Origin of the sequence: Mixta tenebrionis, from assembly GCF_006517625.1 — a bacterium.
GTDB classification, from domain to species: Bacteria; Pseudomonadota; Gammaproteobacteria; order Enterobacterales; family Enterobacteriaceae; genus Mixta; species Mixta tenebrionis.
This window is the reverse complement of record NZ_VHQI01000006.1, coordinates 51,325-76,568: the sequence shown is the minus strand read 5'-3', so window position 1 is coordinate 76,568 and position 25,244 is coordinate 51,325. Positions and strand designations below refer to the sequence as shown.

Genomic DNA, 25,244 nt, shown 5'->3' with positions numbered 1-25,244 from the left:
TACAGCATCTTCGCTCTGTCCGGCCCGCAACTCATGATTGAGGAGCCGGTATATCGGAAACCACAGGTTTCCCCTCTTCCGGCGTAGCCACTGCCGGCGCGGGCGGCGGCGCCATAATTTTTTGCCAGCTGTCATGCAGCGCCTGGATATTGATTTCCGGCTCGCCCTGCGGCTGCATCAGCACCATCGTCAGCTCCTGCGAAAGCTGCTGGCGCAGCTCCTGATTCAGCGCCGCCAGCGTCAGGCTATTAAGGAAATCCTGCCGGAATTTTTGATACTGCTCCGGCGCGATATCCACTACCGCATTTTGCTGCGAGCGCAAACGCTGACTCATCAGCACATCGGTATCGGTGCGCGCATAGGTGGCGAACAGCTTGTTCAGCTCGGCGGTTTTCTGCGCCATCAGCGCATCGAATTCCGTTTGCGGCAGGCCGTTATCGCGCACGTTCGCCAGCTCACGCGCGATCAGCAGCATATTCTTCTCCAGCGTTGCCGCGCCGGAATCCATGCTGATAGCACACTGCGCCCGCTGATAAAGCACGCGGCAGTCGAAGCCCACCTGCACGCCCTGCGCTTTGCTGTCGGAAAGGGCGCGCTGTACGTGCCAGAACAGCGCCTCGCGCGCCAGATCGCTCTGCCAGTAACGTATCAGATGCTGTGATTCGCGAATCGGCTGCCAGGGCGTATCCCATATCAGCGACAGGCGATCCTGCTTCAGGGCCGGATTGACCAGCACCACCGGCTGGGTGGACAACGGCGTCAAAGTAGGCACCGGCGCAGGGGTTTCACGCCGTCCTTCCAGCGGTGAAAAAGCCTTATTAATCTGCTCGCTGAGCGCGCGGCTGTCGATATTGCCCACCACAAACAGCGTCATGGCGTCCGGCGTATACCACTGCTTATAGAAGCTGCCGAGCTGGTTAACGTCTACCGGCGTCTTCGGCGTTTCCGCCGGATCGTGCCCCAGCAGCGTTGAGCCTTTCAGCCGATAGCGCCACCAGACATCGTGCGGATTAGCCGGCCAGCTGGCGCCGGGATCGTAAGCGCCCAGCGCGGTGCTGACCACCTGCTCATTAATGGTCATTTTGCCCGCCGTAGCGGCGAGCCACGCCAGCGCATCCTTGAGCAGATCGGGGCGGTTGTTCGGCAGGCTAAGGTTGTATTGCGTAAATTCATAGGAGGTGACGGCGGGCGGCAACGGGCGGCCAGGGTCCATCGCCTGCTGCCAGAGCGCGCGCTGCTGCGCCGGATCCAGCGCGGTATTATGCACCATCGCCAGGCGAGGCAGCAGATGGCTGAAGCCGGTCTGCTGGGCGTTTTCCATCAGCGAACCGGTATTCACCAGCAGGCGAATCTCCACGCGATCGCTGGGACGCTGCGGCGTACTGAGCACCTGCCACTTAAAGCCGTTATCTAATCTTCCCTGCTGCCAGGCGGGATCGGGTTGGAGTGTTTCAGCCTGCAACGTGCCGCTAACGGCCGCCAGCAGCAGCCCACCAACTAAAAGACGAATTCTGGTGCCCTGCATGTGAACCCCTAAATTACCCACTTAGTCTCATTGATGACGCGCGATAGTCAGGCGTTATCGTCCTGAAGATAACGCACGGCGGGCGTACCGCAGTTAGACCACGCAAAAACAAGGTTGTCACGCAACGAAGTGAAATATCATCTGAAAATAAATTTAACCGTGTTTTTGCCTGCGCATGGGCAGCGTATGAGCTGACACAGTCTTTGTGGGCTTTATTATGCAAATGGCTGGCGTAAGGGCAAGCAGCGGCGGACGCAGATAACGATTTTTTGCAAAGTTTTATATTTTTACCGATTTTTCCCGTCAGAAACTGCTCATTACGCGCGCAAACCGGCAGCGACGGCTGAAATACCCTTAATGATGGAGAGAGAAAGGCAGCGCTGAGATGCGCGTTGCCTGTGCGGCATATTTATCGCAGCGGTAATAACGCCGCCGGGTGAACCTCGCGGTTTAAGCGGCACTGGTCTCGCCAGAGCAAATAAAAAAGGCGGCGCCTGTGTTCAGACGCCGCCCGGTTAACAGCTCGCGCAGCTGTGCTAGTAGCGAGTGGTTTCCGACAGCTTTTTCGCGTTCTTTGCCGGCGAGAGCATGTCACGCAGCTGCCGCTCATCCAGCTGGCCGACCCGCTTCGCCACGAAAATCGTCGCAACGCCATTCCCTACGAGGTTAGTCAGCGCACGCGCTTCCGACATAAAGCGATCGATGCCAAGGATCAGCGCCAGCCCCGCCACCGGCAGATGGCCTACCGCCGACAGCGTGGCCGCCAGCACGATAAAGCCGCTGCCGGTAACGCCCGCCGCACCTTTTGAGGAGAGCAGCAGCACTACCAATAGCGTTACCTGATGCACAATATCCATATGGCTGTTGGTGGCCTGGGCAATAAACACCGCCGCCATCGTCAGATAGATAGAAGTGCCGTCAAGGTTGAAAGAGTAGCCGGTCGGGATCACCAGCCCCACCACCGATTTTTTACAGCCCAGCCTTTCCATCTTATCCAGCATACGCGGCAGCGCAGATTCAGAAGAAGAGGTGCCAAGCACGATCAGCAGTTCTTCTTTGATGTAGGCGATAAATTTAAAAATATTAAAACCGGTAAAACGGGCGATAGCGCCCAGCACGATGACCACAAACAGGATGCAGGTAATATAGAAACAGATAATCAGCTGGCCCAGCTGCACCAGCGAGCCGACGCCATATTTACCGATGGTGAAAGCCATCGCGCCGAAAGCGCCGATGGGAGCAAGGCGCATGATCATGTTGATGATGCCGAAAATCACTCTGGCAAAGTTTTCAATAACGTTGAAAATCAGCGTGCCCTTATCGCCCAGCCGGTGCAGCGCGAAGCCGAACAGAATGGCAAACAGCAGCACCTGCAAAATATTACCGCTGGCGAAGGCGCCAATAACGCTGCCGGGGATAATATCCATCAGAAAAGCCACCACCCCCTGCTGCTCCGCCTGCTGCGCATACACCGCAACGGCTTTAGCGTCCAGCGTGCCGGGATCGACATTCATTCCCGCGCCCGGCTGCAGAACGTTAACCACGATCAGCCCGATAATCAGCGCAATGGTGCTGACCACCTCGAAATAGAGCAGCGCGACCGCACCGGTACGCCCTACCGCTTTCATGCTTTCCATGCCGGCAATACCGGTCACTACCGTACAAAAAATTACCGGCGCGATGATCATTTTAATCAGCTTTACAAAGGCATCGCCCAGCGGCTTCATCTGAGCGCCCAGTTCCGGATAAAAGTGACCAAGCAGAATACCGATAGCGATTGCAGTAATCACTTGAAAATAAAGACTTTTGAACAGCGAGGTTTTCATAGAATCGTATCCGTTGACGGCGTGGGGACAAGCGTGTGCTGTTATCATCAACAAAAGGTTGCACAAAAATAACACCGCATTAACAAGATTGATATCATCTATCCCTGTTTCTAACGGGCATAAGCACAATTTATGAACTGAAACGCTTCAGCGGATTTAACCATAACTAAAAGGCAGACTACCCGCCAACTGCAAGCTATTTCCATCGGCAAAACAGACGAACTCAGCAGGGAAGAGCGACGCGGAGCAACAACACAGCACGACGTTAAAAGCGAAGGAAGGAAATAAACAGCGCCGAAAAAGCGGACCGCTTGCTAACCAGATGCCATTCGGCAGCGTTAGCAGACCTCAGATGGCGAAAGCGTCGCCAGCCACTTCTCGAAATCGGCCAGGGAAAGCGGGCCATCGAACAGGTAGCCCTGGCCGATAGTAATACCGCGCGCCAGCAGCCAGTCGCGCTGCGCTTCGGTTTCCACGCCTTCGGCAATCACGCCAAGATCGGTGATTTCCGCGATTGCCGCGACGATCCTGACCATGGTGTCATCATCTGGCAGCATCGAAACAAAGCTGCGATCCATTTTCAGCTTGCTGATCGGCAAAGATCGGAACTGATGCAGATAGCTAAGGTTGGCGTAACCAGTGCCGAAATCATCCAGCGCCACCGCCACGCCCGCCTCCTGCAGCGCGCCAAGCAGGCTTTTTGCCTGGGCGGCATCGCCAATCTGCGCGGTTTCCGTCAGCTCCAGCACCAGGCTGCCAGGACGAATACGATGGCGTTCCAGCAGCTCCTGTAAATGCCAGACGGTGCCTGATTCACGCAGCTGTAAAGCGGAAATATTAACGTTCAGCGGCAGCGGAATGCCGCGTTTCTGCCAGCCCGCCAGCACGCGGCACGCCTCTTCCAGCGCCCAGCGTCCCAGCGCGCCAATCACGCCGATCTCTTCCGCATTGGCGATTAGCTCTTCCGGCAGGCTGTAGCTGCCGTCCGGCTGGCGCATACGCAGCAGCGCCTCGGCGCCGACCAGCTTGCCGCTGGCCATATCAATCTGCGGCTGCAGGAACAGCGCGAACTGCTCCTGTTCCAGCCCCTGCAGGATATCGTGTTCCTGCGTCAGGCGGCGCTGCGCCCGCTCGGTGAGCTGCGGATCGAAAAACAGAATCTGATTTTTTCCCTGATGCCGCGCCGACATCATGGCGGAAACCGCCCGCCCCAGCAGCTCCGGCGCGCTCATTTCCGCCGTATCGCGCTGGGCGATACCGATGCTGAGCGTCGGACGCAGCTGTACCTGTTGCAGGCTGACCGACTGATTCAGCCGGTTCATCAGGTTACGCGCCAGCCGGTAAGCACGGAACGGATTGTTAGCCTTCTTTACCAGCAGCGCGAAATCGCTGACGCCCAGCTGGCCAACCACGGTACGCTCTTCAATCGCCGCGCGAATTTTTTCCAACAGCGTCAGGGTTAGCGTATCGCGCTGCTCTTCCGTCAGCACGCCGTTCGCCTCCAGCAGCGTTTCAATGCGCACCACGATCACGCTGAACGGCCCGCTGTAAACGGCGGCCTTGAGATGCTGCTCCAGCAGCGCCAGAAACAGCGTGCGGTTCGGCAGATCGGTCAGGGCGTAATGGGTGGTCAGGCGGCTCATCTCATCATGCACCGATTCCAGTACCTGCTGATTGCGGTTATAGCTGCGGATCAGCATGCCGATCTCATCGTCATGGTGCAGCTTCGGCAGCGGCAGCTTATGGGTCAGGATATCCTGCGGCGGCAGATCCTGTAGCGTACCGGCGATATCACGCAGCGGATGGATCACCAGACGGTTGATGCACCAGCTGATGGCGACGGAAAGGATCAGTGCCAGCAGCAAATAGGTTGTCAGCATGGTGGAGATGGTGCTGAGGATAAACTGATAGACGCGCCAGGAGTCCGCCTGTAATACCAGATAGGCAAGCGGCTTAGGCGAGGCGGCGCTCTGCACCGAATAGAGCGGCACGGTAATCTGCACCGGCAGCTCAAACAGCCGGGCAATCAGCCGCGGCACCGGCCTTTCGTTATCAAAATCGGTGTGCAACGCCTGAAAGGCGTTCGGCAGCACCACGTCGGCGCGCGTCAGAATCCCGGCGGGCTTCAGGGCGTTGAGGATGCGCTCGGCCTCAGGAATATCGGCGCGCAGCACCGCCTCGGAGAGCGGCTGGCGTACCGTATGCGCGATATTTTCCATCTGTTGGGCGTAGTCCGTTCTGCGCTGCTGCACAAAGTGGAAGAGCTGGATAACGATAAAAATACAGATGGTCACTACCGCAACGCCAGAAACCGTTGCCATCTGCTTGATCGTAAGTGACCGACTAACGCGCAAAGCTATTCTCCAGGCCCCGGAAAGCGGGCAATAACGATAAAAGCAACCAGGAGTATATCTCATGGTTGCTGATTTTTAAGTAAAGATAGTATCGATGGTAAACCGATTGATCGTTATTTGAAGTCGGCCAGCGGCGCCAGCGGCTGCGGCGGCAGGTTAAGATCGCCTTCCCAGCCCGCCAGCGAATAGCGGGCATAAATCAGACCATGGCTGGGGGTATAGTCTTTCGCCTGCTGGATATCTACCGCCAGGCCCAGCGTCCAGTGAGCGGTAAGACGGCGTTCCACCGCGCCGCGCAGCGTATAGCCAAAGCCGCTGCCGGAGCTGTCCGTGGAAGGATCGCCCGGCGCCGTTTGGTAGCCCGGCCAGACCGGATAGCGCTGCTGCGCGCGCGTTTTGGAACGCGACCAGGAAACAGAGCCGCCAACGTCAAACGACCAGTTTTCCGTACGCTGCCGATAGTTCAGCGGCACCGCCAGCGAGAAATATTGCTGCGGGCTGTAATAGCCGCCCTGTCCAAAAGCGTAGTCGCTGAGATCTTTCTGGTAGTGCCACAGCATGCTGTTTAAGCCAACGGTGGCGCGCCGGTTATCTTCATTGATCAACTTATAATAATAGCCGGCCATCAGACGCTCGCGACTGTTATCCGCGACGTTTTTACCGCTAATCTGGTGGGCGCTGAGATCGGCCCAAACGCCGTGCGCACCGCCGCGATCGTAGCTCAGCCCGACCGAGCCGCCGGTCGCCACCACGCCGCCCCAGCGCCGTCCGCCCTGCGGACTGGGATCGCGCGCGCCGGCGTAAGCCAGCAGCGAGCTGGAAATTGGACGTCGCGAGGCGGTAAAGGTCAGGCCGATATCTTTTACATCGGTATTCCAGCTGAGGCCGCCCACCCAGTTCACCACCTCAAAACCGATTGGCGAAGCGCCGATATCCACTGACCAGCGCTCATTCTGCCAGCCGACGCCAGGCGCCACCCCTTGCTGGCGCTGTTGCAAATCGCGGTTACAGCCGGTGCCGTTATCGGCGCAGGTGCCGAACACCTCGCTATATCTGCCGTTGCTGGTGGAGAAGGTGCCTGCCGATACCTCGACGCGATCGACGCGTAGAAAGCTTTTGCCGGAGGCGAGCGGCGTTTCCAGCTGAAGCATGGTGGTATGCGCCGTCAGATCGGAGATGCCGCCGGTGCCCTTATTGCGCGAGTAGTCCTGCTCCAGCATCAGCATGGTGTCCTGACGCTGATAAAGTTCGGCGGCGTCGCTGCGGATGCCGCGCTGCAGCCAGTCATCACTGGGGTGATTGCGCATCAGACGGGTAAAACGCAGGTTATCTTTCGGCAGCGCAGGCGTAATGCCGCTGGCGACCATCGCCTGACGGTAGTCCATCAGCGCCAGAGCGGGCTGCTGCTGCGCCTCCAGCCGGGCGGCGTCACGAAACAGCAGCGCGCTGGCCTGCGAAGGCGCTTCCTGCCGCGCGCGCGGCTTCAGCTGCTGATAGAGCTGGCGCGCGCGGGCCGTTTCATCAACGCTCCGCCAGGCAAGCGCCTGCCGACGCCCAACGTTCAGGCTCGTCTCGCCGCTGCCCGGCGGCAGCGCGTTAAGCGCATCGCGCGCCTCCGCCTTGCGGTTCAGCGCCACCAGCGCCTCAATCTGCCCCAGCGCCGCATCCTGATTCTGCCGATCCTGCGCCAGCAGGCGCCGGTAGCCTTCCAGCGCCTGCTGCGGATAACCCTCTGCCAGCGCCCAGTCGGCCAGCGTCAGATCGCGACGCGGCGAGGCGGGCAGCTGATTCAACAGCGCCGTCGCCGCGCCGGCGTTGCCCGCCTGACGCAGCGCATCGGCCCGCGCATAAATTTTGTCCTGCTGCAAACGATCGGCCAGCTCGCGCATATTCTGATTCCAGCGCGCCTGCGGCAGGCGGTTTAGCTCACGCAGCGCCTCATCGGCGCGGTCGCTGCCGGAGAGCCAGAGGCTGTAAGCGTACACCTGCGCCGCATCGTCGGGCAGACGGCGCGCCATCGCAGCCATCAGCGCATCGGCCTGCTGCGGCTCGCCGGCGTTACGCAGCGCGCCGGCTAACCGGTAATTAAGCCAGACGTCGTCCGGGGCATCCTGCTGCGCCTGGCGATATTTCTCCGCCGCCGGCGCCCATTTACCCTGCTGCGCCAGCGCATCCGCTTCGGCGCGCAGAACATCACTACGCAGGCTGCTGAGCGTGCTGCCCAGCGCCCGCTGCTGTACGCCGCTCAGACTATTGATAAAGGCGATCGCCTGCTGCGGCGACTGCTGCTGATATATCGCCGCCAGCCGCCTGACCGCCGTACTGTTGGTGCGATCCCGCTGCCACGCCTGGCGGAACAGCTGCTCCGCGCCGGCCTCATCTTTGCGCGCCTGCGCCACGTCGCCGAGGCCTATCAGCGCATAGCTGTCGCTGCTGTCCAGCGCGCGCGCCTGCTGATAGTACCGCCCGGCGCCGGCAACGTCGCCTTTCGCCAGCGCTTTATCGCCGCTCTCGATCGCCAGCCAGTAGCGGTTAGTCTGCAACAGGCTTTGCCATTTACCGACGCTGGTGCTCTGCTGCCCCGCCTGAATCGCCTGCTGCAGATAGCCTACCGCCCCGGCGCGGTTATTCGCCCGCGCCTGCGCCTGGCCCATCGCGCCCAGCAGTTCGGCATCGTCTGGATTCAGCTTCAGCGCCGCCTGTAAGGCCGCAATCGCCGCCGCGCCGTCGCCGTTATCCGCCAGCGCCAGGCCGCGCAGCCGCGTCTGATAAGCGGGATCGGCCAGCATTTTCTGCTGGCGCGCCAGCTCCTGCTCGCCGTTGCTGCGCGCATCGCCGCTGGTAAAGGTATCGAGATAGTCCCGCAGCTGCGCCACGCTTTGCGGCGTCACCGGCTGCGCCTGGATAGCGCTCAGCCACAGCGCGGCGGCCCGATCGCGCCCGGCGGGATTATCCGCCAGCGTTTTCAACGCTTCTGTCGCCTGCGCGGGGTTATTGTTCTGATACTGCAGCCGCGCCAGCTGCAACCTGACGCCGACGTTGCCGGGATAACGGCGGTCCAGCGCCTGCAAATTAGCCAGCGCCACGGCACGTTGACCGTCGATACGCGCCACCAGGCTCCAGTATTCCAGCGCGATATCCACGCCGGGGAAACTGCCGTTAAACAACCGATCCCAGGCGGCGCGCGCTTCCGCCGCCCGCCCGGAGGTCGCCAGCAGGCGCGCCTGCTGTAGCTGCTGCCGCCCTTCGGGGCTGGTTAACAGCAGCGCGGCCTGCGCCTCCCGCGTCGCCGGCGCATCGGGGGCGCCCTGCTTAAGCCGCGCCATAAGCTGCTGCGCTTTTGCCCGATCGCCCTGATGCAGCGCCAGACGCAGCTGCGCGGCAATTACCTCCGGGTCATCGGGCGCGATCTTCTCCAGCCGGTAGATCGCCTGGTTCACCAGATCATATTTATTGGTCGCCTCGCCGGCGCGCACCTGCTCCAGCAGCCAGGCCACCGGCGCTACCTCACGCGTCGGCGCAGCCTCTTGCGCCGCAAAAACGGGGCCGCCCAGGCCTGTCAGGCCCGGCAGCAGCAGGCTCAGGCAGCGTAATTTCAATTTTTGCATGGTTGATCCCAGACCGGCAGCAGATCGCCCTGCGCGCTAAAGCGAAAACGTTTTTCATCCCAGCCGACGCCAAACAGCGCTAGCACGCTACTGTAATAGGCATCGCTGCCGGGAGGCTGCTGCCGGACGCGCTGCTGCTGCGCCGTCAGAGCGAAAGAGCCTTGCAGAAAGGGCAGCAGCGCGGCGGAAAAGCCGACATTGCCCTGGTTAGTTGCGGCGCCGGTCAGCACGTTTACCCGCTCCGGCGGAGCGCCCTGTTCTTCCGTCAGACGCGCCATCGGCGCAAAGTGGGTCAGCAGCGCGGCCTTGCGCGGATCGTCATCGCTAAGCATTCCGGCCCACAAATAGACGCGGATAGCGTCGTAGCCGCCCAGCGGCCCCTTCGACTTATCGGGATGCCAGCCGCTGTCGCGCTGCCAGCGATACCAGTCGGGCGCCAGTCCTCTCGGCGCGCTCTGCTGTAGCAGGCGCAGCGCGTTGCGATTAACCTCCGCCCACGGTCCCGGCAGATGGGCAACGCCCGCCAGCAGCTGCAAAGGCAGGTAGCTGGGGTTGATCATCCAGCTGCCGTCATGGATAAAGCCATATTTGCCCGGCATCAGCATCAGGCCGAAGCCGGTAAGATCGGCGACTTCCTCTTTCGCCGCCCGGTTCAGCAACAGCGTACCGGTAACCTGATAGCTGCGGCTGTGCCACAGCCGCCCTGCCTGCAGCAGCGTCCAGCCGATCCAGAGATCGGCATCGGCGGCGGGATTGTTATCCAGCACCTGCCATTTCTGGCTGGCGCTCTCCTGCCCCCAAAGCCAGGCAGGCAGGCGCTGCGTCAAATCGCCCGCCGCCAGGTTGTTCTCCGTCCAGCCCAGCAGCAGATCGAACATCGGGCGGTCGTTAGCCGCCAGCGCGAAAAACAGCGCATAGCTCTGCCCTTCAGAGGTGGTGATATTTTTGCCGTCGCTGGGATCGATTACTCGCCCCTGTTCGCTAATGTAATCGCGTTTGAACTGTTCCCAGTCGGGCCAGCTAATGCACTGCGCGCCGGCGCTTACCGCCGTGACCAGCAGCATCAGCGCCATTGCCAGCCGTAACCTCAGGCGCCTCAATCATCATCTCCAAGACGACGACGGGTAACCAGACGCATCAGGCGCCAGACCATCATCGCCACAATAACCACCACGATCACCGCGAACAGCGCCAGCAGAGCCGGATGGGTAGCCAGCGCATGCCACAGCCGCTCCCACCACGGCAGATGGCCGACAAAGTAGGTATCCCCGACGCGCAGGCTGTTAACGCCCGACTCACGAATAATCGCGGCGGAACCGTAGATGGCGGCGCGCTTGCCGCTATCGAGCAGCGCGTTATTGAGCAGCTGATAAGCACGAGGGCTATCCGCCAGCAGCGCTACCACGCTGCGCTGCTGGTGAAACGGCGACTGAAAGCCGACAATCGCCGCCATCGGCCCGTCAGAGACAATGGTGGTCTGGCTGGCGACGGCGCGATCGCCGGCGGGCGCGCTCATATTATCCAGCGGCGCCTGGCGCACCGGCATTTTCACCCAGCTCTTTGCCGCATCCACCAGCAGGTTAATGCGGCTGTCTTCACGCAGATCGGCGGGAATCGCGCCGATCATCAGCAAATCGGCATCGGTTGATTTAGCTTTTGACCAGTCGTCGGTGATCTGCACGTTAAGCGCCGGGAAGCCGGTCTGCGCGCCGATATTACCCAGCGCGTTCAGCAGCGCGCTGACCTGGTCGGCTCGCGGCTGCGCGTTGACCAGCACCAGGGTTTGCGACAGATCGGCCAGCCGGCTGAAGGGGAAGCCCGCGTTGGCGAAAGCGCGCAGCGACGGCATTTCGATATAGTGGCGATAGCCGGAAAAATCGATGGTGGAGTCGCCGTCCACTACCACATGATTGGTCACCGGCGTCACCGTTTCACAGCGCGTTTCGCTGCTGCCGCCGATAACGGTCGAGGCGTAGTCAAAATCGAAGCGCAGCTGGTTTACCACGCCCAGCCGCAGCGCCGGAATGGTCAGCGAGGCGCTGTTATCCTGCAAACCCTGAATCAGCGGAATATGCAGCAGCTGCTTGCCGCTGTCGCTTTTGACCTGCAGCGGATAGTCCTGCATAAACTGATTGTTTAGATGGATCGCCAGCCGCGAGCCGTCGTTTTGCCGCGGCGAGGTATAACGATAGGCGATATCCATATTGATACCGCGCGCACGTACCAGAAAGAGATCCGGCGGCAGATTCAGCGTCAGGCTGACCGGCCAGGGCTGAATACCATCGCCCTGCAGCTGATTTTCATACTGTTGCAGCTCGGAAAACCTGGTGGCGCGGTCGGTGCGCACCCAGTTAGGCGCATCATAAGGCTGGCGCGGCGCCAGCGCTTTTACCGCCTCAACGGTAGCGGACTGACCGCGCAGCAGCAGCTCGCCCTGGGCGATGCCTGTCGCCGCCGTCAGCAGATCGGCATCGTTGCGGCCCAGCACCAGCAGCATTTTCTGATAAGGATTGTCGGGCTGGCTGATAAGCTCCACGGTAGGCTTATCCACCGGCGGGTAATCTTTCAGGAAGTCGGGCCGCTGCGCATTGGTGGCGAACACCACCGCATGCTGCTGTTGCGGCAGCTGATTATAGAGCACCGGAAACGACTGGCCGCGCCACTGCGCCTGCACGCCGAACCAGGAGGCCAGCAGCGCCGCAGCGTGCTGCTGCGCCCGATCCGGCGCGGCGGCAAACACCATCGGCAGCTGGAGCGGACGGTTATCGCGACTGTCGAAAAACGGCTCCGGGAAATCGGCGAGATCGTTTTTCAGCGGCAGCTTCTGCAAAGTGAGATCGAGGCGGCTCGCTTTACCGATATCCACCCAGATGGCGCTGCTGGCCGGATTTTCACAGATGTTGGTGTAGTGGCCTACCAGCTCAAAGCGCACGCGGTTAAAATCGCCGATAAAGCGCGGATCGATGGCTAGCGTCGTCTGGCTCTCTTTGCCCAGCTGCTCCGGCGTGATAGTCACCAGCCCCACCAGCTCGTCATTCAGATAGACTTTCACATGCGACAGCGTCGGCAGCAGCGCGGGCGAAGGCCGATAGCTGAGATGCAGCACCGCCTGGGTGACCAGCTCATCGCTGCGCACGCCGAACTCAATCTGCCCGTCCGGACGCGTCCCCTGCAGCTTAAAGCTGCCTGGCGCAGGCGCGACGTTGCTGAACAGCAGCGCGCTGCTGCGCACCGGCGCTGCCGGATCGACCGGCGCGGCGCTGCCCGCCGGCGCCTCGGCTGGCTGCGCCATGCCGGCCGACGCCGGGGCCGGGGCCGGGTTAGATTCAGGAGCGCCATAGGCCAGCGGCGTCAGGCCCATCAGCACGGCGGTAAACCAGCTTATTTTTCTCGTCATTGTCGCATCATCAGTTAAGTCACGGTTTTACACCGGCAATGCCTGCCGGCGCGCTTCCCACGCCTTGGGGAAAAAACGACGCCAGCCAGCAGAGGAAGGCGGTCAGCATTCGGAACAGGCGGCGCAGGCGGGCCGGCCCATACTCCGCCAGCCGGATATAGCCCTTAAAGCCCAGAATCATAATGTCGGTCAGGCTCTGCACCGGTTTGTCTTCCGGGAAACCGTCCTGCCACAGCGCCCAAGTGTCGGCGCGCGCAAAGGTGCACTGAATAAAATCGATATGCTGTTCCGTGGTGAGCTGGCTCAGGCGGATACCGGCCCGACGCCCGAAGACGCGCTGCACCGTGGCGGGAAAGCTAAACTCCTGCTGGCCGCGCCGCAGCAGCAGGTGAATCGCTTCGCCGTCGCCAAGCGCATCCGGCTCGCGCAGCTCGACGCCGACGCCGCCGTCCGAATAGTCGCGCAGCGTGCAGGGCAGCATATGACCATCGTTACGGGCGATGGCGGCGGGCATCGCCATCTCCACGCGATGCGCCTCGCGGATCTGGCGCGCCTCGACCGAAACCGCCACCGCGCCGCCGAGGATAATCATGTTGTAGAACACCCACAGCAGGCTCACCAGCACCGTTAATACTTCATTTTGCGGGCCATAAAAGATGCGCCAGCCCGCCATGGCGACGCCCGCCAGGTTAAGCAGCACCAGAATCATATAGGGTTTGGTGATCACCCAGTCGAGATGCTGTTCCTCTACCAGGCCGCCTTTCGCCGTGACGTTAAATTTGCCCTTATGCGGATTAAACAGCGCCACCGTCGTTGGGCGGGCGATATACCAGGCGAGCACTGTTTCATACACTTCGCTCCAGAAAGAGTGACGATAGCGCCCCTGAATACGCGAGTTGGTCAGGCTGGTGTGCAGCATATGCGGCAGCACGTAAATGGCGATCGCCAGCGCCGGCGCGAAGATGATATAGGCGTGGAACAGCAGGAAGGCGAGCGGCGCCAGCAGGAAGATCAAACGCGGAATGCCGGAGAGAAAGTGCAGCATGGCGTTGGCGTAGCAGAGGCGCTGCACCAGCTTCAGGCCGCGCCCCAGCAGCGGATTATCGAGACGGAAAATCTGTACCATGCCGCGCGCCCAGCGGATACGCTGGCCAATATGCGCCGACAGGCTCTCCGTCGCCAGTCCCGCCGCCTGCGGGATGCGGATATAGGCCGAAGTATGGCCGCGCCGGTGCAGGCGCAGCGAGGTGTGCGCATCTTCCGTTACCGTCTCGACCGCGATACCGCCAATCTCATCCAGCGCGCTACGGCGCAGCACCGCGCAGGAGCCGCAGAAAAAGGTGGCGTCCCAGGTATCGTTGCCGTCCTGCACCAGGCCGTAAAACAGCGTACCCTCATTCGGCGTGCGGCGGAAACGGCCGAGGTTGCGCTCAAAGGGATCGGGCGAGAAGAAGTGGTGCGGCGTTTGCAGCATCGCCAGCTGGTTATCCTTCACAAACCAGCCCAGCGTCATCTGCAGGAAAGAGCGCGTCGGCACATGGTCGCAGTCGAAAATAGTGACGAACTCGCTGTTACACTCGGTGCGCAGCGCGTTATTGATATTGCCCGCCTTCGCATGTTCATGGGTCGGGCGCGCCACATATTTCACGCCGACGCTGGCGGCGAATTCGCGGAACTCCGCGCGGTTGCCGTCGTCGAGGATGTAAATAGTGAGCTTATCTTTCGGCCAGTCGATGCCCAGCGCGGCGTAGATGGTCGGCTTAACCACGCTCATCGGCTCGTTATAGGTCGGCACCAGCAGATCGACGCTGGGCCAGAGGCGCGTGTCGTCCGGCAGCGAGACCGGCTGGCGATGCAGCGGCCACAGCGTCTGAAAATAGCCCAGCACCAGCACCACCCAGGCGTAGGTTTCCGCCGCGATCAGCAGCAGGCCGAAGGTCAGGCTCACCGGATCGTCCCAGTTGAGCGTCGAGGTATAGCGCCACCACAGGTAACGACAGGAGACGGTTAGCGACAGTACGATCAGCATCATGGTCGCCAGCCGCCCCGGCACGCGCCGTACCACCAGCGCCAGTCCCCAGAGCATCAGCACGAAAATAAACTGCGTGAAGAGATCGAACGGCTGCGAAATACAGAGCAGCGCCAGCGCAGCGGCGACCAGGCTGCCGCCGATAAACAGCAGCCGGCGCAGGCCGGGCGCCAGGCGGTTAAGCCGCTCTTCCAGCCGCTCCCCCTGCTGAATGCGCTGCGGCAGGCGATCGAGCCAGAGAAGCGCCTGCTGACGCCAGCTGAACAGACGATGAAAGGCGTTGAACCTTTTGCGCTGGCTGCGGGCGCTGCCGTCCTGCGGCAGCAACAGCAGCAGCCAGAGGCTCTGCGTGAGAAAACGCAGGATATCGAGCGGGCGCGGGCGTTCCGGCGAGATATGCGGCCAGAGCGTGCGGCGGCGGGCGATAATACGCTGCCAGCCCGGCGCCTCAAAGCGCAGCAGCGCCCAGCCCAGCGCCAGCCAGCAGCAGTGAATGCCCGCCGCCAGCGCGGAGGCGCCCGCCAGGCGATAGCCGTCGTAGCGCGCGCTCAGCATTCGCCAGGCCGGCGCGGCGATCAGCCAGCGTAACGGATTCATGCTGCCTCCCCGCCGGTATGCATAATCAGCCAGTTCGCCAGGGTGACGATCTCTTCGCTGGCCAGCGCGTGCGGGCGATACTCGCCCACCGGCTGCTTGTTCAGCAGCGCTTCCGACAGCGCCTCGTCGCGATGAATCAGCAGCGGAATCAGGTTACGCAGGGTGCCGATCCACAGCTGGTGCAGATCCTGCTGAACCTTGCTGTTGGCGTTAAACAGATTAAGCAGATAAAGCGGCGGCACGGCAGCGCCGGACTGGTGCAGCCGCATATGGCAGTTGCCGTCCGCCGTCAGCAGCTGAATCAGGCGATCGACCTGCGCATACACCGGCTGCAGCCAGGGCTGCTCATCGCCGGGAAGATCGAGCAATACCCAGCGGTACTGGCTTCTCAGCGCCGCCAGGTGCTGCAGCCAGGGCGTAACGAAGGGCGCGGGATCGGAATAAAAGCGCCTGCGCTCCTCGCCGCTAAGCTGGCCGAAGGGAATGAAATCGGGGCCGTCCGGATAGCGCAGCGCCGCCTGTGACGCCGCTTCGCCGTCCAGCGCCGCGCGTACCCAGCCGCGCGTCTCGCGCTGCGGCGTATTAAAATGCAGGCGCAGCTGATTCGCCGGCGACCAGTCCATAGCGATCGCCGTTTCGCCCAGCTGCTGCAAAGCCCAGGCCAGCGCCGCGGTAATCGAGGTGGCGCCAGTGCCGCCGCGCACGCCCTGTAGCGCTAAAACCGGCATAGGTTTTCCTGTTCCTGCTGCGCTGTAGAGAGCTCATGCAGTAACGGCCAGCGAGCCAGAATCGCCGTCAGCCTCTCTTCGCGTGCAATATCGACATAGCGAAATGCAGAAAAAGAAAATACCTCACCGAGCGTACTGATATCATCCGGCATTGCGGTATTCGCGTTTATTGCAGAAATTTCTTGCGGTTGCTTCATTTATCTTGCCATCAAAGAGGACGCCGACCAGCGTTAATTTTTGAGACCTGCGGTAAAAGTACAGGCGATACCTGCGGCCCGTTTTTTTATTATATTCATTAAAATTATCCAGGCGAAATAAATCGCTGTCTATAATAAAATAGCTTCGGTTGAACCAATTTGCGAAACTTCTATGGCAATCTCTTTTACGCTCGGTATTGAGCAGGTTCAGAATGAATTAATCGATATGCAGCCGCCCGGCTGCTATTGGCTTACCGTTAACCGGCCTGAGGACGCGCGCAGGCTGGCGCGGCAGGTTATAGCGGCGCAAAGCGCGCTCACGTTAATTAGCGCCGGCGAAAAGCCGCAGTCGCTGCTGGAACCGGTTCTTGCGCACGGGCCAGATCGTATTCCATGCTATTCGCTGGCGGAAAAACGCCGGGCGTTATTGGATTTACCGGAAGATTTAGCGCGAATCCTTTCAGCAAAGCCACGGCTGATTTTATTTTTTAATGATTTTTCTTTCATTGAAAAACTATCACCTGCGGAATTAATTATCTGGCTAAAAAAAATTAATCACACACTTTCCGTACGTAATTGCTGCCTGTTAATTATTACTTCTGGTTCAGGGGTAAATAATTTACGTCAGTCATTACTTAATACTTTTCGTCAGCTAAATGGCCTGGCGCATCTGGAATATCAACCGGACAGCTGGAATTATCGCGTTAGCTGGTGGTGCCATCATCATCGTTTGATGGCGGATCGCGCACTGCGTCTCTCCTGTCGGCAGACGGGTTTTGCCGCTATCCATGAAAAGGAGCAGAACACGCCGCTGACGCTCAATGACGAAGCGGTCTGCATTGCGGAAAAGCAGGTGCTGGAAGGCGCGCCGCCGCTCTCCAGCTACTGGCAGCTGTTTGACAGCAATGAGCTGGTCGCCTCGCGCGCTCAGCAGGCCGATTCCGCCACGGTGATCTTCTCGCTGAGCCATAACGAACAGATCCGCGCCCTGGCGCAGCAGGTACACAGCCTGCGGCTGTCGCGCGGCGCCGGGCTGAAAATCGTTATCCGCGAGATGCAAACCAGCCTGCGCTACAGCGATGAGCGTTTGCTGCTGGCCTGCGGCGTTAACGCTATCGTGCCGTTCGGCGCGCCGATGTCGCGCTTTTTGACCACGCTGGAGAGCCTGCAGGGCCAGCGCTATAACCGCCACGTACCCGTCAACCTGGAGGCGCTGCTATTTTCGCTTCAGCCCCTACAGCTACGCGGCTTCTTACCGCTGGAGCGCTTTTGCCAGGCGGTGACGCAGCTGGTGGACAATACGCTGCTGCCGGAAAACGGCAAAGGGTTGCTGGTGGCGCTGCGACCGGTGCCGGGGCTAAAGCCGGAGCAGGCGCTGACGCTCTGTAAACCGCGACGCTACGGCGATCTGGTGACGCTGCTGGGCGATCGTCTCTATCTGTTTCTCTCTTCGTGCCGTTATAACGATCTTGATACCGCGCTGAAGTTTATCTTCCGCCTGCCGCACGACGAGCTGTTCTCCAACCGGCTGGTGTGGTTCGAGGATCTGCAAATCCTTTCCGAAGTCAGACAGCTGAAGGCGCTGGCGCCGGAAGCGTGGAAAGATATGCCGCCGAAGCTTAACGTCGCGCCAGCCAGCGTCGCGCCGGCGCCTGCGGCGACGCTGCGCCAGACGCCGCAGCCGGTAACGCTCAGCATTCAACCAACCGGGACGCCGCACGAATGACCTTAATGGATGGAGTGCAGATCCTGATTCTGCTGCTGCTGATCGCCTTGTTGACGAAACCGCTCTACACCCGCTGGCTGCCTGCCCGCTGGCGCGGCCTGACGCAGCGGCTGCTGCCGCCCCGCTCGTTAAAATATGAAGGCGCCTGGCAACGCCGCTCTACCAAGACGGATAAAGAAAAATAATGACTGACGGTAAAAAGACGCAGCCGGCCACCGCGGCTTTCTGGCGCAGCTGGCGCGGACTGGGCGGCTGGAACTTCTATTTTCTGATTAAGTTCGCCCTGCTGTGGTTCGGCTATCTTAACTTCCACGCGCTGGCGAACCTGGTTTTTCTTGCCTGGCTGCTGCTGCCGTTGCCTTCAGTGCGCCTGCATCGCCTGCGCCACTGGATTTCGCTGCCGATCGCTATTGGCCTGTTCTGGCACGATACCTGGCTGCCCGGCCCGCAGAGCATTCTCAGCCAGGGCGGACAGGTGGCGGGCTTTTCCGGCGCCTACCTGCTCGATCTTTTTAACCGGTTCATAAACTGGCAGATGGTGGGCGTCGCCTTTGTCATGCTGGTGCTCTATCTGTTTATCTCGCAGTGGGTGCGTATCACCGTGCTGGTTACGCTGCTGCTGATCTGGATAAACGTGATTAATATCGCCGGCCCCTCGATTTCGCTGCTGCCGTCGCGGGCCGCCACGCCGGAAGTGGTGCTGAACAGCAAACCGTCCGTCGGCAACGCCGCGGCGGATAACGGCGCGCTGGACGAATCCGCGCCGCCCACCAGCGCTAACCTGACCGCTTATCTGAACCGCTTTTACCAGACGGAGAAGCAGCGCGTCACCCATTTTCCCGCGTCGTTATCGCCCGATTCTCAGCCGTTCGATATTTTGATTATCAATATCTGCTCGCTTGCCTGGTCAGATATCGATGCGGCGCAGCTGCGCGATCATCCGCTGTGGCAGCACTTTGATATTCTGCTTAACAACTACAATTCCGCGACCGGCTACAGCGGCCCGGCGGGGATTCGCCTGTTGCGCGCCAGCTGCGGTCAGGCATCGCACAGCGATCTCTATAAGCCGACGCAGCAGCAGTGCTATCTGTTTGATAATCTGGCGCAGCTGGGTTTTAAAGAACAGCTGATGATGGACCATACCGGCGTGTTCGGTAACTACCTGAAAGAGCTGCGCGAAGAGGGCGATCTGCAGGCGCCGCTGATGTCGCAGGCAGGCATTGCGCCGGAGCTGACCTCGTTTGACGGCTCGCCGGTATTTAACGATGCGCAGCTGATGCAGCGCTGGCTGGACGAGCGCACCAAAAGCAGCGAGGCGCGCACCGCCACCTTCTATAACCTGATCCCGCTGCATGACGGCACGCGCGAGCTGGGTTCCACCAGCACCGCGCCCTGGAAGCCGCGCGCGCAGGTGCTGTTCGATCAGCTCGACGCTTTCCTGACTAAGCTGGAAAAATCGGGACGGCGGGTAATGGTGATGGTGGTGCCGGAGCATGGCGCGGCGGTGGTGGGCGATAAGATGCAAATGTCCGGCCTGCGCGATATTCCCAGCCCCGGCATTACCCATGTGCCGGTGGGCATCCGCTTTGTCGGCATGAAGGCGCCGCATCAGGACCAGCCGCTGAGCGTCGGGACGCCGACCAGCCTGCTGGCGCTGTCCGAGCTGCTGGCGCGCGTGGTGGATGGACAGGTGTTTAACGCGCCGAACGTCAACATGTCGGTGCTGACCGAAAACCTGCCGCAAACGCCGGTGGTGTCGGAAAACGATAATGCGGTGGTGGTGATGTATCAGGGGAAACCCTGGATTCGCCTGAACGGCGGCGACTGGGTGCCCTACCCGCAGTAAGCCGCGCGATGATGAATCATGAGGCCCGCGCAGGCGGGCTTTTTTATGCCCGGCTTTCCGGCGCCATCAGGCAATCTGTTGCGGCGTAATACATTCAATCAGCCGATCGAGGATGATGATCACCCGATCGCTGGCCTGCTCCATATGCGCCAGCGCGTCCGACAGCGCTTTGACATCACCTTTGGCGAAAGCCGCCAGCGCCGCCCGCCCGCTGTTATGCACGCTGGCATGCGGCTGCTCAAGCTGACGAAAATGGGTGTTATCGCTAAACAGCGCTCGCCCTTCGCCGCCGTAATACCACTTGCCCAGACGACACTCCTGATGGCCGTTGACGCTGGAACGCTTATCCTGATTGAACAGCAGGGTATATACCTGCTGCTTCCAGATAATGTGATCGAGCTTGACGGTATTAAGAAACTGCTGACGAGAGATAAAGCGGATGATCGCCTGCATGCGCGTTGAGCGGGTAATCACTTCTTCCAGCGCCTCGCAGGCCAGCGTCACGTCTCTTTTGATGGTGGCGAGCGCGGCCATAACGCCCGCCGCATTTTCGCACACCTGGCTGGCCAGACGATGAATGTTGCCGGTTAAGGTTTCTATTTTTCCCGACTGCTGCTTGACCTCTTCCGCCAGGGTTTTTACTTCACGCGACAGTACCGAAAAGCCGCGCCCCTGGGTGCCGACCCTGGCCGCTTCAATCGCGGAATTGATTGCCAGCAGATTAGTTTGGTTCGCCAGCCGATCGATATCATTGACGCAATCGTTTATTTCGCCAACGGCCAGCTGTAAATCCTGGCTTACCGCATTTTCATTTTGCGCCCGCTCTTCAAACTGGCTAACCTGATTCATTAATGCCTGAATGGCATTACGCGCATAAAGATTCTTTTCATTCAGCGCCTCAATAATTTCCTGCTCTTTTTTCAGCTGTTCACTGGAATTAAGCAAGGAATTTCGAATAATTTCTATACTGCCCATACCGGAAAGCAGATTCTGACAGATAATTCGTTCGTAAATCGTATCCTTTTGAACTACAACGCTTTACTGTGCTACAGTTACGGGCTCCGGCTGTTTTTTCTTTTTAAATTGAAATAAACTAAAAGTATTATCCATTTTACATTCGCTTATTTACTATAGCATTTTTCATTTGGCTAATACGCCAGGCCAGGACGAATAGATCGCCGTTTTCCTGAAAAAGTTCGCGCTTCGCCACCCAAGTGTACTTAATTCATTAAACAACAAGAATATATTTATTCACCCGTAGCGAAAAGTGATAAAGCGCCAGGCTTGATTCTTTAAACCTTTTCTGGCAACGGGTAATGAAATTAACCATTTAATAAGCAGGGCTATTGGCGCGGGTAATAAAATATTTACGGAAAAGAGTGCGGAGAAGGTAATAACAGCACGTCATCGCACCATGAAATCAATGCGATGACGTTTGCTTTTTAGCCGGCCTGCTGCTGTTCGTCCCGATCGACGGCGAAACAGGCGATCTGCTGCGCGCCATGATATTTAAGCTGCGGCTGTAGCTGGACGCAGGTGCCGAAACGACGCCGGCAACGCGCGTTAAAGGCGCAGCCCGGCGGCGGATTAAGCGGGCTGGGCAGCTCGCCGGTCAGCTTGATGCGCTCGCGCCGGTCATCCGGGTTGAGGCGCGGCGTGGCGGACAGCAGCGCCTGGGTGTAAGGATGGCGCGGATTAGCGAAGATTGCCTCTTTGCTGCCCTTCTCCACGCAGCGGCCCAGGTACATCACCATCACCTCATCGGCGATATGCTCCACTACCGAAAGATCGTGCGAGATAAAGACGTAGGAGAGCCCCATCTCCTGCTGTAAATCCATCATCAGGTTCAGCACCTGCGCGCGTACCGAAACGTCAAGCGCCGACACCGGTTCATCGGCGATCAGCACGTCGGGATCGAGCATCAGCCCGCGCGCGATGGCGATACGCTGGCGCTGGCCGCCGGAAAACATATGCGGATAGCGATCGTAATGCTCGGTTTTCAGCCCGACCTTCGCCATCATCTCCAGCGTTTTTTCCCGCCGCTCCGCCTTACTGAGCGAGGTGTTAATCAACAGCGGCTCTTCCAGGATCTGGCTGACCTTTTTTCGCGGATTCAGCGAGCCGTAGGGATTCTGGAACACAATCTGAATTTTTTGCCGCCGCAGCTTTTGCGCCTGGGGATCGTGCCGCAGCAAATCCTGGCCCTGCCAGAACAGCTGCCCTTCCGTCGGCGTTTCAATCATCGTTAACAGGCGGCCAAGCGTTGATTTACCGCAGCCCGATTCGCCGACTACCGCCAGGGTTTTGCCGCGCTCCAGGTTAAACGAGACGCCGTCCAGCGCCTTCACCAGCCGCGGCTGGCCGAACATCCCTTTTTTCACCGGATAATGTTTTTTCAGGTCGACGGCCTGAAGCAGGTAGGGCTGTTGTTGAGTTTCAGGACGCATAGGTTGGTCTCCCGGCATCATCCAGCGGATAGTGACATTTGGACTGACGCCCCGGAATATCACGCAGTTCAGGTTCTTCCACACGACAGCGATCGGTGGCGTAAGGGCAGCGCGGGTTAAGCAGACAGCCGCCGGGGCGATCGTATTTGCCCGGCACCACGCCCGGCAGCGAGGCCAGCCGCGCCTTATCCGCCGCGAACTCCGGCAGCGCGCGCAGCAGCGCCTGGGTGTAAGGATGGCGCGGCGCTTTAAAGATATCGCTCGCCCTGCCGGTTTCCACCACCTGCCCGGCATACATCACGATAATGTGCTGCGCGGCCTCCGCCACCAGCGCCAGATCGTGCGTAATCAGGATCAGCGCCATATTCTCCTGCTTTTGCAGCGCCAGCAGCAGTTCGATAATCTGCGCCTGAATCGTCACGTCGAGCGCGGTAGTCGGCTCGTCGGCAATCAGCAGGCGCGGACGGCAGGCGATCGCCATCGCAATCATCACGCGCTGGCTCATGCCGCCGGATAGCTGGTGCGGATAAACATCCAGCCGCGATTCCGCATCGGGAATCCCGACCTGATTCAGCAGATCGATAGCGCGCTGGCGTCGGGTACGGCGGTTGCCGCCCTGATGCACTTTAATCGCTTCCATAATCTGGTAGCCGACGGTGTAGCAGGGATTCAGGCTGGTCATCGGGTCCTGGAAAATCATCGCCACTTCCGAGCCTACCAGCTGGCGCCGCTCTTTTTCGGAGATGCGCTTCAGGTCGCGCTGGTTAAACTCCAGCTTGTCCGCCATGACGCGGCCTGGATAATCAATCAGCCCCATAATCGCCAGCGAGCTGACCGATTTGCCGGAGCCGGATTCGCCAACGATGCCGACCACCTGCCCCTGCTCTACCTGATAACTGATGCGGTCAACCGCGCGGAACGGTGCTTTTTCATCGCCGAAATGCACCGACAGTTTTTCTATATTTAATAACGCCATCTCGGTGCCTCTTTACTGCTTGAGTTTCGGGTCGAGCGCATCACGCAAGCCATCGCCCATCAGGTTAAACGCCAGTACCGTCAACAGGATCACTACGCCTGGGAAGGTGACCACCCACCAGGCGCTTTGCGCATACTGCAGCACGTCGGAGAGCATGGTGCCCCACTCCGGCGTCGGCGGCTGCGCGCCCATGCCAAGAAAGCCCAGCGCGGCCATATCCAGGATAGCGTTGGAGAAGCCGAGCGACGCCTGCACAATCAGCGGCGCGAGGCAGTTCGGCAGAATATTGACGAACATCTGACGCAGCGCCCCTGCGCCCGCCACGCTGGAGGCGGTCACGTAGTCGTGGTGAACCTCCACCAGCACCGCCGCCCGCGTCAGGCGGATATAGTGCGGCAGCGCTACAAAGGTCAGCGCCAGCGAAGCGTTGACGATCGACGGGCCGAAAATCGCTACCAGCACCAGCGCCAGCAGCAGGCTCGGCAGCGCCAGCATAATATCGACCAGACGCATAATGGCGGCATCCAGCGCGCCGCCGATATAGCCCGCCAGCAGTCCTAAAATCACCCCAAGGATCAGCGACAGCAGCACCACCATGCAGCCCACCAGCAGCGACAGGCGCGCGCCGTACATCAGGCGCGACAGCACGTCGCGGCCCACGTCGTCGGTGCCGAGAAGATATTGCCAGCTGCCGCCCTCCTGCCAGACGGGCGGGCGCAGCAGCGCATCGCGGAACTGTTCCGCCGGGCCGTGCGGCGCCAGCAGGCCGGCGAAGATCGCAATCAGCACCATAATGATGATATAAACCAGGCCGATCACCGCGCCCTTGTTGCGTTTAAAGTAGTGCCAGAATTCCTGTAACGGGGTCATCGGCTTGGGTGCAGCGTTTACGCTGCCGGAATCAACCACAGACATGTCGCGGCCCCCTATTTTTTATGTCGAATGCGCGGATTCACCACGCCGTAGAGCAGATCAACCAGCAGGTTGACCAGGATGATGAGCGTCGCCACCATCAGCACGCCGCCCTGCACCACCGGATAATCGCGCCGCTGTAGCGCTTCAATCAGCCAGCGCCCCAGGCCGGGCCACGAGAAGATAGTTTCGGTAAGGATCGCCCCGGCCAGCAGCGTACCGATTTGCAGGCCGATAACGGTGACTACCGGCAGCATGGCGTTGCGCAGCGCGTGAACCACGATCACGCGCATCCGCGTCAGCCCCTTGGCGCGCGCGGTACGAATATAATCCTCGCCCAGCACTTCCAGCATCGAGGAGCGCGTCATACGCACAATTACCGCCAGCGGAATGGTGCCCAGCACAATCGCAGGCAGGATCATATGCATTACTGCATCCTGAAAATCGCCCGCTTCGCCCCAGATTAAGGTATCGATCAGCACAAAGCCGGTCAGCGGTTGCGTATCATCCAGAAAAACCGCATCGCCCAGACGCCCGGAAACCGGCGTCAGGTTAAGCTGCACCGAAACCAGCATAATCAGCATGATGCCCCACCAGAAGATGGGCATGGAGTAGCCGGTCAGCGAGATGCCGACTGCGGTATGGTCGAAAACCGAGCCGCGCTTTACCGCCGCCAGCACGCCAACCGGGATACCGACAATCATCGCAAACAGCATGGCGCAGAAGCCCAGCTCCAGCGTGGCTTTAAAGCGCGGGACAAATTCATCCCATACCGGCGTGCGGCTCTTCAGCGAGATGCCGAGATCGCCATGCAGCACGCCATTAATGTAGGTGAGGTACTGTTTCCACATCGGCTGATCCAGACCAAGCTGGGCCATCAGCTGCGCGTGGCGTTCCGGGGAGATCCCGCGTTCGCCCGCCATGATCAGCACCGGATCGCCGGGGATCAGATGCACGAAAGCGAAGGTTAAAAGGGTAATACCGATAAACGTTGGGATAACCAACCCCAAACGTCGGAATATGAACTGCAGCATAATCCGGTTTCTCTGTTTTTATCCCGCCGCGCCGGGCGGGTT

The 25,244-nt window shown here is 60.0% G+C and carries 17 protein-coding genes; 3 read left to right on the top strand and 14 right to left on the bottom strand.

The annotated features are described in order from the left end of the window. Positions 1–31: 31 nt before the first annotated feature. The 9 genes from FKM52_RS11250 to bcsR form a co-directional block, all read right to left on the bottom strand. Positions 32–1,525 (bottom strand): M16 family metallopeptidase, encoded by a 1,494-nt coding sequence (locus FKM52_RS11250; RefSeq protein ID WP_141176275.1) that lies wholly within the window; start codon positions 1,523–1,525, stop codon positions 32–34. Positions 1,526–2,061: 536 nt separating this feature from the next. Then, complete coding sequence (locus FKM52_RS11245) at positions 2,062–3,351, bottom strand: dicarboxylate/amino acid:cation symporter (RefSeq protein WP_141176274.1); 1,290 nt, start codon at positions 3,349–3,351, stop codon at positions 2,062–2,064. Between the two features lie 338 nt (positions 3,352–3,689). Then, complete coding sequence (gene hmsP / locus FKM52_RS11240; RefSeq protein ID WP_181407929.1) at positions 3,690–5,705, bottom strand: biofilm formation regulator HmsP; 2,016 nt, start codon at positions 5,703–5,705, stop codon at positions 3,690–3,692. Positions 5,706–5,818: 113 nt separating this feature from the next. After that, positions 5,819–9,313 carry a cellulose synthase complex outer membrane protein BcsC gene (gene bcsC / locus FKM52_RS11235; RefSeq protein ID WP_141176272.1) on the bottom strand — a complete coding sequence of 1,165 codons (3,495 nt, stop codon included), beginning with the start codon at positions 9,311–9,313 and terminating at the stop codon, positions 5,819–5,821. Continuing rightward, positions 9,301–10,386 (bottom strand): cellulose synthase complex periplasmic endoglucanase BcsZ, encoded by a 1,086-nt coding sequence (gene bcsZ / locus FKM52_RS11230; protein ID WP_141176271.1) that lies wholly within the window; start codon positions 10,384–10,386, stop codon positions 9,301–9,303. Before bcsZ ends, bcsC begins: the two co-directional genes overlap by 13 nt. 23 nt (positions 10,387–10,409) lie before the next feature. Next, positions 10,410–12,710, bottom strand: a complete 2,301-nt coding sequence (gene bcsB, locus FKM52_RS11225) for a cellulose biosynthesis cyclic di-GMP-binding regulatory protein BcsB (protein WP_141176270.1) — start codon at positions 12,708–12,710, stop codon at positions 10,410–10,412. Positions 12,711–12,729: 19 nt separating this feature from the next. Next, positions 12,730–15,336 carry a UDP-forming cellulose synthase catalytic subunit gene (bcsA, locus tag FKM52_RS11220; protein WP_141176269.1) on the bottom strand — a complete coding sequence of 869 codons (2,607 nt, stop codon included), beginning with the start codon at positions 15,334–15,336 and terminating at the stop codon, positions 12,730–12,732. Further along, positions 15,333–16,064: a cellulose biosynthesis protein BcsQ gene (bcsQ, locus tag FKM52_RS11215; RefSeq protein ID WP_141176268.1), complete on the bottom strand. Its 732-nt coding sequence runs from the start codon at positions 16,062–16,064 to the stop codon at positions 15,333–15,335. The genes bcsA and bcsQ overlap by 4 nt, the downstream gene beginning before the upstream one ends. Further along, positions 16,052–16,261 carry a cellulose biosynthesis protein BcsR gene (bcsR, locus tag FKM52_RS11210; RefSeq protein ID WP_141176267.1) on the bottom strand — a complete coding sequence of 70 codons (210 nt, stop codon included), beginning with the start codon at positions 16,259–16,261 and terminating at the stop codon, positions 16,052–16,054. The genes bcsQ and bcsR overlap by 13 nt, the downstream gene beginning before the upstream one ends. 172 nt (positions 16,262–16,433) lie before the next feature. Here bcsR and bcsE point away from each other — a divergent pair, with 172 nt between their 5' ends. From bcsE to bcsG, 3 genes are read left to right on the top strand one after another with little or no spacing between them, the layout of a single operon-like run. Next, positions 16,434–17,987: a cellulose biosynthesis protein BcsE gene (gene bcsE, locus FKM52_RS11205; RefSeq protein ID WP_141176266.1), complete on the top strand. Its 1,554-nt coding sequence runs from the start codon at positions 16,434–16,436 to the stop codon at positions 17,985–17,987. Beyond that, entirely contained in the window at positions 17,984–18,172 is a 189-nt protein-coding gene (gene bcsF, locus FKM52_RS11200) for a cellulose biosynthesis protein BcsF (RefSeq protein ID WP_141176265.1), read from the top strand. Before bcsE ends, bcsF begins: the two co-directional genes overlap by 4 nt. Further along, positions 18,172–19,833, top strand: a complete 1,662-nt coding sequence (gene bcsG / locus FKM52_RS11195; protein ID WP_141176264.1) for a cellulose biosynthesis protein BcsG — start codon at positions 18,172–18,174, stop codon at positions 19,831–19,833. The genes bcsF and bcsG overlap by 1 nt, the downstream gene beginning before the upstream one ends. A 66-nt stretch (positions 19,834–19,899) precedes the next feature. Here the strand turns inward: bcsG and FKM52_RS11190 are convergent, their stop codons facing one another. The 5 genes from FKM52_RS11190 to dppB form a co-directional block, all read right to left on the bottom strand. Further along, complete coding sequence (locus FKM52_RS11190) at positions 19,900–20,778, bottom strand: methyl-accepting chemotaxis protein (RefSeq protein WP_246085523.1); 879 nt, start codon at positions 20,776–20,778, stop codon at positions 19,900–19,902. Between the two features lie 497 nt (positions 20,779–21,275). Continuing rightward, entirely contained in the window at positions 21,276–22,280 is a 1,005-nt protein-coding gene (dppF, locus tag FKM52_RS11185) for a dipeptide ABC transporter ATP-binding subunit DppF (protein WP_141176262.1), read from the bottom strand. After that, positions 22,270–23,256, bottom strand: coding sequence for a dipeptide ABC transporter ATP-binding protein (gene dppD, locus FKM52_RS11180; RefSeq protein ID WP_141176261.1), 987 nt, complete (start codon positions 23,254–23,256; stop codon positions 22,270–22,272). The genes dppF and dppD overlap by 11 nt, the downstream gene beginning before the upstream one ends. Before the next feature lie 12 nt (positions 23,257–23,268). Beyond that, the gene (gene dppC / locus FKM52_RS11175) at positions 23,269–24,171 is read right to left on the bottom strand and encodes a dipeptide ABC transporter permease DppC (RefSeq protein WP_141176260.1); all 903 of its coding nucleotides are present in this window, start codon (positions 24,169–24,171) and stop codon (positions 23,269–23,271) included. A gap of 11 nt (positions 24,172–24,182) precedes the next feature. Continuing rightward, complete coding sequence (gene dppB / locus FKM52_RS11170) at positions 24,183–25,202, bottom strand: dipeptide ABC transporter permease DppB (RefSeq protein WP_141176259.1); 1,020 nt, start codon at positions 25,200–25,202, stop codon at positions 24,183–24,185. Positions 25,203–25,244: the final 42 nt, after the last annotated feature.

Bases quoted from the DNA above. Each gene is read 5' to 3' on its own strand.
- FKM52_RS11250 (WP_141176275.1), bottom strand. From the start codon at position 1,525: ATGCAGGGCACCAGAATTCGTCTTTTAGTTGGTGGGCTGCTGCTGGCG.
- FKM52_RS11245 (WP_141176274.1), bottom strand. From the start codon at position 3,351: ATGAAAACCTCGCTGTTCAAAAGTCTTTATTTTCAAGTGATTACTGCA.
- bcsC (WP_141176272.1), bottom strand. From the start codon at position 9,313: ATGCAAAAATTGAAATTACGCTGCCTGAGCCTGCTGCTGCCGGGCCTG.
- bcsZ (WP_141176271.1), bottom strand. From the start codon at position 10,386: ATGGCGCTGATGCTGCTGGTCACGGCGGTAAGCGCCGGCGCGCAGTGC.
- bcsB (WP_141176270.1), bottom strand. From the start codon at position 12,710: ATGACGAGAAAAATAAGCTGGTTTACCGCCGTGCTGATGGGCCTGACG.
- bcsA (WP_141176269.1), bottom strand. From the start codon at position 15,336: ATGAATCCGTTACGCTGGCTGATCGCCGCGCCGGCCTGGCGAATGCTG.
- bcsQ (WP_141176268.1), bottom strand. From the start codon at position 16,064: ATGCCGGTTTTAGCGCTACAGGGCGTGCGCGGCGGCACTGGCGCCACC.
- bcsR (WP_141176267.1), bottom strand. From the start codon at position 16,261: ATGAAGCAACCGCAAGAAATTTCTGCAATAAACGCGAATACCGCAATG.
- bcsE (WP_141176266.1), top strand. From the start codon at position 16,434: ATGGCAATCTCTTTTACGCTCGGTATTGAGCAGGTTCAGAATGAATTA.
- bcsF (WP_141176265.1), top strand. From the start codon at position 17,984: ATGACCTTAATGGATGGAGTGCAGATCCTGATTCTGCTGCTGCTGATC.
- bcsG (WP_141176264.1), top strand. From the start codon at position 18,172: ATGACTGACGGTAAAAAGACGCAGCCGGCCACCGCGGCTTTCTGGCGC.
- dppF (WP_141176262.1), bottom strand. From the start codon at position 22,280: ATGCGTCCTGAAACTCAACAACAGCCCTACCTGCTTCAGGCCGTCGAC.
- dppD (WP_141176261.1), bottom strand. From the start codon at position 23,256: ATGGCGTTATTAAATATAGAAAAACTGTCGGTGCATTTCGGCGATGAA.
- dppC (WP_141176260.1), bottom strand. From the start codon at position 24,171: ATGTCTGTGGTTGATTCCGGCAGCGTAAACGCTGCACCCAAGCCGATG.
- dppB (WP_141176259.1), bottom strand. From the start codon at position 25,202: ATGCTGCAGTTCATATTCCGACGTTTGGGGTTGGTTATCCCAACGTTT.